The sequence below is a fragment of the Pseudoalteromonas sp. TAB23 genome (assembly GCF_000498075.1).
Classification (GTDB): domain Bacteria; phylum Pseudomonadota; class Gammaproteobacteria; order Enterobacterales; family Alteromonadaceae; genus Pseudoalteromonas; species Pseudoalteromonas arctica.
In genome coordinates, this window is sequence record NZ_AUTP01000213.1 from 1 (window position 1) to 12,012 (window position 12,012).

A 12,012-nucleotide genomic window follows, 5' to 3' on the forward strand; every position below is an offset into this window, starting at 1 on the left:
TTACTACGCCAGTATTGGCCGAAGAGCACAGATTTTAAGGCGGTAACACCAGCGCAAGTTATACCAGTACTTGAGCAACTTAATAATCGTCCGAGGAAGACACTTGGATTTGAAACGCCTGCAAAATTGATGCAGGATCACTTGGCGGCTAAAGCCGCCTAAACGTTATGCACTTCAGGTTTGAATCCGCGCAATTATTTACAGCCTAATTAAGTGGTTTAAAGGAGCTAACATGCTTAAAAAATGCATTACCACAACGGCTTTAATTTTAGCATTATGCGCTTGCACGTCAGAAACAGAGTCGGATTTAGTAAAAACACAAGGTATTTGGGCAGGTTTTGAACTAGTTTCTGACGGTAACCGCACGCGTGTTAACGCAGAACTAAATGCAGGCGATGCTAATGGCTCTAACATTGTTTTAAGCGATAGCGACTCATTACAAGCTGTTGTTAATAGCACTGCTATTGTACTTACAAAAGATACCGACTTTTTAGACGTTGATTACCAAGCGTATATAAATGCCACTGACGATAACCAACAGTTTGATATAAAATTTAAACGGGATGATGGCATAAATGCTAATTCGAGCGTGGAGTTGCCTTTAAATTTTATTATTTTAACCCCGAGTAACAATCAAAATTTTGATATTAATAGTCCCCTTACAGTTCAGCTAGATGGCACTGATCCTAATAGTACTAGCCAAGTAGAACTTAGCAGTAGCTGCACTAACAATAATAATGAAACACTTTTACAATCAACGCTTTTTGCGCTTAACACTTCGCGCCTTGAAATAGATCTGCAAAGTTTAGATATGTTTAGCAGCTCGCAAGTAGATCAAGGTAAAACGTGTGATTTAACAATTAGTGTGAAACGCGATCGATTCGGTAGTATTTCGGGTGAATACGCAAACCAAAGCTATATTAAATCCCAGCAATCGCGCGCTATAAAAAATATGACTTTAACGTTTTAATTTGCACGCTAATTTACTCAGCGTTAAGCTACGCCTTTATTAAGTAACTCTACCAATTGTAATTGCCCTCCTTATTTATAGGAGAGCTAATAACAATTGATATAAAGGTTTATTATGACTAACAGCACATACCCTATTGGCACACCTGGACAAAAATGGAATAACAGCGATAAAGCCCAGTGGTTAGCACGCCAAAACATCAAACGCAGTTACCAAAACGAAGTCGTAACGCTAATTAATGACCTTAAGAGCACCTTAGATATAGAGCAATACGGCGAGCTTAATTACACCGCTGGCACTTACCCATTATATATATTAAAAACACCTAACTTTAATGCTAATAAACCAACTGTTTTAATCACCGGTGGTGTACATGGCTACGAAACCAGTGGCGTACATGGCGCACTTAGGTTTGCTAAAACATCGGCTATGCAATATTGCGAACAGTTTAATATTATTGTTGCCCCCTGCATTAGCCCTTGGGGATATGAGACTATAAACCGCTGGAACCCAGACGCTATTGATCCTAATCGCTCATTTTACGAGGGCAGCCCAGCTCAAGAATCAGCAGCTATTATGGCGTTTGTAAAATCATTAGGTACTGACTTAATCGCTCATATTGATTTACACGAAACAACAGATAGTGATAACAGTGAATTTAGACCTGCACTCGCTGCGCGTGAAGGCACTACAAATACTAACTGGAACATACCTGACGGGTTTTATTTAGTTGCAGATACCAAAAAGCCTGAGCCGGAGTTTCAAAAAGTCATTATAGAAGATGTTGCAAAGGTCACTCATATTGCACCGAGCGATGAAAATAACCAGTTAATAGGCGTACCTCAAGAGCAATTTGGTGTAATTAACTATGCAGCTCGAGAGTTAGGTTTATGTATGGGCTTTACTGATGCACCCTATGTAACCACTACCGAAGTGTACCCAGATAGCCCAACAGCCACCGATGAAGAATGTATTTTGGCACAAGTAGCCGTTATAACGAGCGCGCTAAATTACATTAAAACCTCTATATAAGATTAATCACCCCTTCAAATACGGGTATTCATTAAATTCGATACCCGTTAAAACAACTATGCACAAGTAACAACTTAACAACAAAAAATAACCCAAAAGAACTGGTTTTATTGAATTTAAAGGTATAAGGTTAGCCTTCCCTCAAATTCAAGGAGTATACATTGGGGTTTAAAAATAAATATGGACAGGTAAGCCTTTACACTGAAAATAACGTTGTTATCGCTCACTTTACGGGATACATCACCTCAGGGCTTCTTCGTGCGTTTAAAATTGAACTATGCGAAAAAATAAAGTCACTCAAAAATCAGCCTTGGGCCTATATTAGTGATTCTTTTGATGTTTTGGCTGCAACGCCTGAGGCAGAAAAAGAAATGATAGATATTAGCCATTTAATGAAAGCAAACAACTGCCTAAGTAGCGCGTTTGTACTCACATCAGCTATCGCTATAAATCAAATGAAGCGCATTTTAGAGTGTGCAAAAAGAAACGTTAATTTTAGTGAGTGCATATTTACCGATTTAGATAGCGCTAAACAGTTTATCTCTCACAACTTAAAAAGTAAGCAAGGCCAACTGATATAAAATAATTGACCTTGCTTTATCAATCTTAGTTTTTGTAAAACTGACTATCTTTGGTTATCGTAATGCTGGCGTTTTCTTGCGCTGTTACAATAAATTGTAACTTACTCACTTTACGCTCAATATCGTAACCATCGGCTGTTACAGTAACGGGGACTCTTTTCATCGTCCCAGGCTTTACAAGCGTAGCTCTCGGACTTGAGAGCGTTGCTCCTGGTAAACCCTCTATGGCAATACTGTAATGCAGTGCTTGCTGCGTTTTATTAATAATAGTAAGTGTATAAGGGTTTTCTACAAGGCCCTCGTAGTTCACTCTATAAAGCGCATTCCTATCGCGTAGTACTGAGGCTTCTATTGGTGTACGTTGCAGCATCCATGCAAACATAGAAATGATTAACAAAGCCGTTAATGCGCCGTACCCTACTAGTTTTAACCTAAATGGATTGGTTTTTTTACCTTCCATTTGTTTTTCACTCGCGTATTTAATTAAGCCTTTTTCGTAACCAAATTTCTCCATGGTATCGTCGCAGGCATCAATACATAAGCCACAGTTTATACATTCATATTGCAATCCATTTCGAATGTCTATTCCTGCAGGGCATACCTCTACACACAAGTTACAGTCTACACAGTCACCTAAGTTAAGCTCTTTTGGATCGGCTTTACGTTTACGCGGTCCTCGGTTTTCACCTCGTTCGCTATCATAGGTAACAAGCAACGTATCTTTATCAAACATAACAGCCTGAAAACGAGAATAAGGGCAAGCAATTGTGCACATTTTTTCGCGTAAAAACCCTGCATTGCCATAAGTACAAAAAGCGAATAAAAACACCCAAAAGCTCGTTATACCTGACCATTCAAACGTAAGCATTTCCATATACAAACTTTTTGCCGGAATAAAATATGCCATAAACGAGGTCGCAGTTAAAACTGAAATAATAATCCACGCACTGTGCTTAGTTATTTTTTTGCGCCAAGTGCTTAGCGTCCACTGTGATTTATCTAATTTAATTCGCTGATTTCGAGTGCCTTCTATGCGTTGCTCTACCCACGAAAACATGAGCATCCATATAGTTTGCGGGCACGTATAACCACACCAAACCCGACCAAGCCAGTTAGTTACAAAAAATAATGCAAAAGCCCCCACCATAAATAGCAGAGCTAAAATCATAAAATCTTGAGGAAGGAGTGTTAGACCAAAAATAGTAAAGGTTTGCGTTGCCACATCAAGCAGCACAGCTTGTTGTCCGTTATATTGGATCCACGGTATTGCAATAAAAGTTAGCATTAACAGCCAACCTAAATTACGGCGTATGCGCTGAAAAAAGCCTTTTTGCTCGCGGATATAAATTGGCCCTTCGGTGTTATAGGGCTTAATGATCATGTCTTCTTCTTTGATATCAAACTTCATAGTACTTGCTTCATAATGACGGGTATTAAGCAAGTATTTGCAACTTTCAGACCAAGCTGAAACTTTATTTACATCATTGATATTAAACAGTTTATTTCAACGCAATAAAATAAAATTCGCGACATTAAACGCGATTCGCGATATATCACGATTTTTTAGTGATTCCTAACTTTCGCATTTTTGAGCGTAGTGTACTCTCAGGTAAGCCCAACTTAACTGCTGCCCCTTTATCACCCGATATTTGCCAGTGCGATAACGCGAGAACAGAGGTTATATGCTGCTTTTGGGCCTCATCAAGCGTAAGTGAAGGGTTAATAACTACTTCACCACCCGCTTGCAAAGGCTGACTTAGCTGAAGTATCGCATGATTAGATAAAATAGCTTCGCGTTCAAGTACATTTTGCAGCTCTCTAATATTGCCTGGCCAATCGTAGGCTTGCAGTTGTGTAATTGCTTTTTTACTTAGCCCCTTTAAATGTTTACCCAGTCGTTTATTTAGCTGCGCAATTAAATTAGCGCATAAATAAGGAATATCTTCTTTTCGATCTTTAAGGGCGGGTACTTTTATAGGAAATACATTAAGCCGATAGTACAAATCAATTCTAAACGTGCCTTTTTGTACCATTTCCCACAGGTCGCGGTTAGTCGCTGCAATCACTCTAATATTTACTTTTAGCGTATTGCTGCCACCTACACGTTCAAACTCTTGTTCTTGCAGGACTCTAAGTAGTTTACTTTGCGCCTCAAGTGGAAGCTCTGCTATTTCATCTAAAAACAAGGTGCCTTTATCAGCAAGTTCAAAACGCCCTTTACGGCGTTCATTTGCACCTGTAAACGCGCCTTTTTCATGGCCAAACAATTCTGACTCTAGCAAACTTGGGGTAAATGCGGCGCAATTTACTTTTATAAAGGCTTGTTCGCTACGCTTGCTTAGTCGATACAAATTACGGGCTACTAATTCTTTACCCGTGCCATTTTCGCCAAGTATAAGCACTGTGCTGTCGGTTTCACTCACCAGTTTTATTTGATCTAACATGGTTTGAAATATATGACTTTGTCCAACTAGCCCTGAGTCTTGCCAATCTTCGTTAAGTTCTGCAATTAAGTAGTTGTTTTCATCTTTTAGCTGCTCACTTAAATGCTTTACTTGCTCAAGTGCCTCTTGCAATGCATTTTGTGTTTGCTGTTGCAGTGATATGTCGCGAAATACCGCTACAGCACCAATTAACTCATCATTTTGATAAACCGGTGTTGAGGTGTATTCCACTGCAAATGAGCTACCGTCTTTACGCCAAAAAACTTCATTTTTAACTTCACGACGTTTTCCGTCAAACATGGTGCAATATATTTGGCATTCATCAGCGGGATAGGGCGTGCCATCAGCATGAGTATGGTGATGATATTGGTGTATTTTTTTACCTAATAACTCGTCTGCTCGCCAACCTGTCATGCGCTCAGCGGCAGGATTAACAAACACCGCATTACCCGACAGGTCAAAACCGTATATGCCCTCACCTACTGCGTTTAGCAATAATTTAGGATCGTTTAAAAATTGTTTTATCATAAATGCACCTCGCGAAATATCGCGAGCATTATGACAATTTTATACGCTGAGTGCACACATTACTTAAAATGCACTCACGTGCCCATCAAAACGCTATAAATAGTGCTGAAATAGCGTTTTTACATCTATTTTTGCACCTAGCCTTGCGGCTATTAAGTAAAGTCCTGCAAGTTTTCGGTGAATAAATAGCGCATCAACGGGCGGTGTATGCCATTGCTGAGATTGCCCACTAAGAGCAAGCCCTGCATTTTTAATTTTGAGCGCGAGTTCGCTATTTTTAAAATCAAATTCCCCTTCTGCTCTCAGTGGCTCGCACGCCATTAAAAATAAATCAATGACGTTGTTTTTATACTCATCAACTAAGTCATTTTTAAAATAACCAATGTGTGAAGCCGCTCTAAGTACACCTTCTCTGTTGTTTTCACTACCCGCTTTAAATAAAGCTAAATAAGCGCGGCTAAGCTCGGTTGATATTTCTCGCGTTGCACCAAAATCAAATAAAACAATTTTTTGTGTATCAAGCTGATAATGAAAATTGGCAAAATTAGGGTCGGTTTGAATTAATTTAAATTCAAACATTTCTTTAAAAAACAAATCAATAAGTTGCTCTGCAACAAAGCTTTTTTGACTATCAGGTAGCTCTGTAATGCTCTCAATGGGCTCTGCTTTTATATATTCCATAGTAAGTACTTGTTGTGTGCTGTGCTCTGGATATACGTTAGGCACTTTAAAGTGGGGATTACTTGCTAGTGCATTTTTATAACGTATTAAGTACTGAGCCTCCCGCTTATAATCAGCCTCGGCTAATAACTGCGCTTTAGCCTCACTAATAAGTGGTTTAATATTGAGATCTTTTGGCAATAATCGAGAAATCGTTAATAAAGAAATAACGTTATCGACATCACTTACTACACTTTTTGCAATACCAGGGTATTGAATTTTAACAGCAAGCTGATCGCCATTTTCTCTATAAGCTAAATGAACTTGCCCTATAGAAGCCGCTGCAAAAGGCCTTAACTCAATATGAGAAAAACGCGCTAGCCACTCATCCCCCCATTGCTCTTTTAACACTTCAACAAGCTGCTTATGAGGCATTGGATTCGCGTCTGAGCGTAGTAAAGCAAGTAACTGAGCCAATTCAGGACTAAGTAAATCACCGGCATCCATTGAAAGTAATTGCCCGAGCTTCATTGCAGCGCCACGTAAATGTGATAGCTGTGTGGCTAGTTTTTCAATGTTTTTAGGTTGTAGTAGTAAGCTTTTATTGTCCCAACCTTTACCGGTTAGCGCGCTCTTAGCGCCATCAACTAACATGTTGGTAGCAACACCTGTTGCGAGTGAGCCTAATTTTGCAAAGCGAGAAAGCCGAGAAGTGGGAACAGTACGAGGAGCCGCCATAATATTAAAACCTAATTAGCCTGAAAGTCAGGCTAATTAATACGTATATTGTAAGTAGGTAGATCTACTTATAGACGAGGTACTAGCTTAATTGCACCTTCAACCACTTTCATATCAAGTGGAAGTTTACTGAGTAGCATCATTTTAGGGTCGTCCATATTTAGAGTATAAACAGGGTTAACCGCTAAAAAAGCATTAATAACATCCATTGCTTGGCTATCAAGTGCACCTAAATTACCTTTGAAACCACCGGCATCAACACTCGAATCAAGTAATTTAATATTACGTAAAAATACCGCTTTTTTCTCACTGTCGTAAAATGGGCTGCCTTCAATTTGTAGCTTTAAACGCACTGGGTATTTAAGTGCGAATGCATTAATTTCAGCGCTTGAATCGGCACCAAGCACAACAACATCGCGGTTATCAGGTCCAATATTTACACTTAAGTCGTTTACATCAAACTGAACCGGCAAACCCATTAAGCTTACTTTTTCACTTAACTTTGGTAATTGCTTACCCAGTACAGACTCAACCTCAGAGTTAGTAAATGAATATACTGATATGCCTTGCGTGGTATTACAGGCAGTTAAAAATAACGCTGCAATAATAACTAAAATTCTCATGAGAACCCTTTTGTTTATAAATTAGTGGTACATAAAAAAGCCGCTATTAAAGCGGCTTATTAAAATAGTAACCAGCATATATTACGCTGGTTCTAGGGCGTGTTGACCTTTGTGGATTGAAATTTGTTCAATCTAGGGTCGATTTAATCGCGGCGTGAGGTTTGTAACCTAGCGGGCTAAGTCAAAACCGAGCAACAAAGAGTTAATCGTCCCTAGAAAGAACCCAAAGGGCAGCGCATGTTTGGCATTTATGCTGCGTTATCGCCTATTTATGGGGAATAACCACACTACATAGACTCTGCCTTGCCTAAATACCAAACAGTCTGCTGCAAATTCAACCACGAAAGGTCAACACGCCCTAGTGTATTAAGCTGCAAGTGTCGCTTTAAGTCGCGTTAGTGTGTCAGGTTCAACTGAACCAGCACTGAGCGCTAATAACTGTTTTAAATAATAGTTTAAATCAGCATGTTCGCCACGATGTTTGTCATCTAACATGGCTACTTGTTCTGCCATTCTAAGTGACTTATCACTTGAACTTACGTTCGCTAATATTTCCATGCGCGTAATAAGTTGATCCCTATTTAATGCTGTTTTAAGTGGTGCTTGATACTGACTTGGCAACGCTTCATTGTTTTCAAGTGCTGTAATTAACGCATCTAGATTAGCTTGCTCTGATTTGCTTGTAAGCAATGCAAGTTTATCGTCAATAGCTGCTAGTAGCTTAGTAACTTTTGGCGCTAACGATCTAAATTGCGTGTACCCTTTCACTTTTGTTTCTAGGTCGTGCAACTGTGCTCTTTGATTTACATCGCTAAGTGCTGCTTCAAGCTCAGCAAGTTCTGCAACTGCTTGTTTATCTGACTCATTTTGATCAAGTTTTTGCTGCTCAAATTCACTACTACGTTTAGTAAATGTTTCATCGTTAAATTGACGAAATTTTTGCCATAACGCATTTTCAGCTTTTAAACCTGCAAAACCAATTGTTTGCCATTGCTGCTGCATTTGCTTCAACTCTTGGCACGCAGCGGCTAAATCATCGCTTTGTGATAATTGCTGCGCTTTTTCTACTAATTCATTTTTAAGTAAGGCATTACTTTTATGAAATGCGTTTAATAAAGCCAGTACTTGTTGTTGCTCGCTTTTATAACGATCGTTTAGTGTACGGTATGTTTTAGGATCAACTTTACCTACACTGCGCCACGCTTTGTTTAAACGATTGTATTGGCTTTCATATTGTTTCCAATCAAAGTCATCCTCAGCCGTAGGCTGTAAATGAAGCGCGTGCATGTCGCTAATAATACTTTCGCGTTGTGCTTTTGAGGCCTCGCGTTGTACTTCTTGCTCTGCAAAGTAACTACGACAAGGTGCAAATAACAGCTCGATTTTTTCATCAAACTGCACGCCTTGTTGCTTTTCTTCATCTGTATCTAAACGACCTAACTCATTCCAACGTTTACGTAGTACTTTTACTTGCTCTGCGCGTTGTTGTGGGTCAGTACACTCTTCACTTACTAATGCACTTACTTCTTCTAATAAAGCTTCACGCTTTGGTGCTGCAGCGTATTTTTGCCAATCTTTAGCATCTGCAAGTTGCGCTTCAAGTTCCGCTTTTATATTTACAAGCGGCTGTTGATATTGCTCAGTGAGTGTATTAAATAACTCTTCAAACCCTTTAAACACGCCAAAGGCAACATTAAAACGACCTTCTTCAATTAGGCGTTTAACATCACGAGCTTTGCGTTTTGCTTGGCTTTGGTTTTTTTCAAGTGGCTTAACTAGCTCACTCATTGGTGCTAAAAATTGCTTTTTATGCGTATTTAACTGTGTTTTAAACGTACTTTGCAGTGCACCATCTAAAATATTTAAATGACTACGCGCTGCTTTAAAACCATTATTAAATTCAGTTAGAGTTGCATCGTATTGCGCTAAATCTTCTGCTGGCTTAATTTCGCATAATGCTGCAAAAGCGAGTTTGTACTCTTTAATAGCCGTTGTTAGCTCAGGTAACTTAGCAACTTGAGTAAATAGTTTTTCTAACTTGCTTACAGCCAGTTTAGATTGTGCATTGTTAGCAAGTTCTGTTTCGCTAATAGCTTGCTTAGCTTGCGCTACTTTTGCATCAAGCCAATCTTGCTGAATTTGCTCTGGTGTTTCAAGGCCTAGCTGTAAGGCGTTTTCAATTTCTTCACTTAACGCTTCAACAGTTGCAAGCGCTAGCAATTGGCGCTGTTGTAGCGCTAATTTTTGCTGCTCTTTGTCGTGTACCGCTTTTAGCTGTTCAATGTGTGCATCTAACTTAGTGGTAATCGAAATATATTTTTCGTCAAGAAGCTTAACACGCTCATCACTTAGCCATTTGAGCTCAAGTGCTTGCCACTGGGCCATTAATTCACCGGCTTGTGGATTTACAACACCAAAATCTGTTTTTTCACGTAAGGCATTTAACTTAGCTAAAATAACACGTGTTGCACTTTCAACCTGCAGTGGCATTTCAATTGCTAAACGCTCATTTTCAATATGCGTTTCAAGTGCTGCTTTTGCACCACCATTCGCATGCTTTAATAATGGCTTAATTAATTGATGAGTAATAACAAGTTCAACTAATTGAGTTTGTAGCTCTTCGCTACCTTCTTTAAATGCTTTTTCTACTAGTTTTGGATTTGCTAAACGTTTTAATAATTTAACGCGTACTTGCAGTTCTTTTTCTGCAAACGCTAACTTTTCGAGTGTTTTAACGGGTGCAAAACGCTCTATGTATTCGTTTTTAATTTGCGGTGTTAGTGCACTCTCGCTATTTAAAACAGCATTAGATATTTGAAGCTCTGCTATATCTTTTAATGCTTGATCTTGTTTATACGCTTTCCACCAAAGTGGTAACTCGTTTACTTTTTGTAGTGCTTTGCGGCGTATTTCAGCTGAACTATCTTCAAGTGCTAACGTGTTTAATATGGTTGCATCACGTTCAATGTCTAATTTTTCGATAGCATCAAGACGTACTTGTTGCTTAGGGTGTTTCCATTTCGGTGTAAAAAGGTGCTTAAAGATCATGTTCACTAAACCTAGCTATTTCGTTGTCTGATTTAAATTCTTTTTGTAGTTGAGCTTTTGTCTTTTGGATCATTTCACCATTAGCACCAATCGTAAATTGCTCGTTTGATTGAGCCACTTTTGCTTGATACAACATAACCAACTGCACTGTTTGTTGCTTTTGCTCGTCTGATAAAACGGTACCGTCTGGCCATTTGCCAGTTGATGCACCGTATTGTAAGCGTTCGAATAATTCGGGAGTAATATTTTGTACAAGATTGTCGATATTCATGTCATTTTTTCTTTTTTAGAGTCACTAAAACAATTCGGTTTATAAGATACCAAATACACCCTACGCCAATAGCCGCAGTATAAGCATACCACTGAAGCGTTTTTTCTTGCGGTTGTAAAAAGTACAAACAGAAAAAACCACCTAAAAATAAGATAAGCGCCAAAAAGGAGTGATTTATAAACATCTGCTTTTTTTTAATTCGCTGTTCGCGCTGAAGTTGCAAAACTTGCTCGTCGTTTAGCTCTGCAATGTTGCTTTCGCAATGCGGACATTGCTTATGTTTATCTGAAATTGATTTTGCACATTTTGGGCAACGAATAATCGCCATACTTCTCTCCATACTACGCATAAAAAAAGCGCCTTTCGGCGCCTTTATTGTACTTGTTTTATTTCTCGTTGTCTTTTTTGAATTCAAACCAATAACTAATTTTGGGGCGATAATTTTCTAAGTTGCCCACTAAGTTTAATTACTCTGCGTCTTTTGACTGCTTCTCTAAGCGTTTTTCCCAGAACGTGGCGTTTTTAATGCCTAATTTAACTGGATCAAATATGATTTTTCCGCCTTTTTTCTTCTGTTCTTCATAATCGCTCAAACATAACAAAGCAGGCTTAGCTACGAAGAAAATAGCTAAAATACCTAGTATGTTGATCCAGGCCATTAAGCCAACGCCAATATCACCAATAGTCCAGATATAACCTGAATTGTTTACCATGCCGTATGCAACCATAAACATAATCACAAACTTCACGATAACAAGCGGAATACTGCCTTTAAAATAACGATTTAAGTAAGCAATATTAGTCTCTGCAATAAAGTAATAAGCAAGTATTGTGGTAAAAGCAAAGAAGAACAATGCGATGCCAACAAATGCCTGCCCAAAGCTACCAAATACACTAAATAGAGCCATTTGCGTAAAGGCTGCTGAACCCACTTCAGTGGCTGCATCAACATTTTGAACAATAAATTGCCCTGCTGGTAACTCACCCACAATATTGTATTGCTGCGTTATTAAAATCATTAATGCTGTTGCAGTACACACAAAGATGGTATCAACGTAAACAGAGAAAGCTTGTACTAACCCCTGTTGAGCAGGGTGATCAACTTCTGCAGCGGCTG

The 12,012-nt window shown here is 38.9% G+C and carries 11 protein-coding genes; 3 read left to right on the forward strand and 8 right to left on the reverse strand.

Features of this window, described 5'->3' with window-relative positions; genetic code table 11:
- The first annotated feature begins 232 nt into the window (after positions 1–232).
- From L654_RS0111565 to L654_RS0111575, 3 genes are all read left to right on the forward strand, one after another.
- Positions 233–970 (forward strand): hypothetical protein, encoded by a 738-nt coding sequence (locus tag L654_RS0111565; RefSeq protein ID WP_024608098.1) that lies wholly within the window; start codon positions 233–235, stop codon positions 968–970.
- 114 nt (positions 971–1,084) lie between these two features.
- Positions 1,085–2,002, forward strand: a complete 918-nt coding sequence (locus L654_RS0111570; RefSeq protein WP_024608099.1) for a M14 family metallocarboxypeptidase — start codon at positions 1,085–1,087, stop codon at positions 2,000–2,002.
- 161 nt (positions 2,003–2,163) lie between these two features.
- Positions 2,164–2,583 (forward strand): hypothetical protein, encoded by a 420-nt coding sequence (locus L654_RS0111575; RefSeq protein WP_024590539.1) that lies wholly within the window; start codon positions 2,164–2,166, stop codon positions 2,581–2,583.
- Positions 2,584–2,608: 25 nt separating this feature from the next.
- Here the strand turns inward: L654_RS0111575 and ccoG are convergent, their stop codons facing one another.
- The 8 genes from ccoG to L654_RS0111615 form a co-directional block, all read right to left on the reverse strand.
- Positions 2,609–3,991: a cytochrome c oxidase accessory protein CcoG gene (ccoG, locus tag L654_RS0111580; protein ID WP_024608100.1), complete on the reverse strand. Its 1,383-nt coding sequence runs from the start codon at positions 3,989–3,991 to the stop codon at positions 2,609–2,611.
- 145 nt (positions 3,992–4,136) lie between these two features.
- Complete coding sequence (locus tag L654_RS0111585; protein ID WP_024608101.1) at positions 4,137–5,555, reverse strand: sigma 54-interacting transcriptional regulator; 1,419 nt, start codon at positions 5,553–5,555, stop codon at positions 4,137–4,139.
- A gap of 93 nt (positions 5,556–5,648) precedes the next feature.
- Positions 5,649–6,953, reverse strand: a complete 1,305-nt coding sequence (locus tag L654_RS0111590) for an AarF/ABC1/UbiB kinase family protein (RefSeq protein ID WP_024608102.1) — start codon at positions 6,951–6,953, stop codon at positions 5,649–5,651.
- Between the two features lie 68 nt (positions 6,954–7,021).
- The gene (locus L654_RS0111595) at positions 7,022–7,576 is read right to left on the reverse strand and encodes a DUF1439 domain-containing protein (protein ID WP_002960677.1); all 555 of its coding nucleotides are present in this window, start codon (positions 7,574–7,576) and stop codon (positions 7,022–7,024) included.
- A gap of 366 nt (positions 7,577–7,942) precedes the next feature.
- Positions 7,943–10,624: a DUF349 domain-containing protein gene (locus L654_RS0111600; RefSeq protein ID WP_024608103.1), complete on the reverse strand. Its 2,682-nt coding sequence runs from the start codon at positions 10,622–10,624 to the stop codon at positions 7,943–7,945.
- Positions 10,614–10,895: a DUF1315 family protein gene (locus L654_RS0111605; RefSeq protein WP_007378333.1), complete on the reverse strand. Its 282-nt coding sequence runs from the start codon at positions 10,893–10,895 to the stop codon at positions 10,614–10,616. Before L654_RS0111605 ends, L654_RS0111600 begins: the two co-directional genes overlap by 11 nt.
- Position 10,896: 1 nt before the next feature.
- Entirely contained in the window at positions 10,897–11,223 is a 327-nt protein-coding gene (locus L654_RS0111610) for a hypothetical protein (RefSeq protein WP_007580349.1), read from the reverse strand.
- Positions 11,224–11,362: 139 nt separating this feature from the next.
- A partial coding sequence (locus L654_RS0111615; RefSeq protein ID WP_024608104.1) for an alanine:cation symporter family protein occupies positions 11,363–12,012 on the reverse strand: 650 nt, incomplete at its 5' end.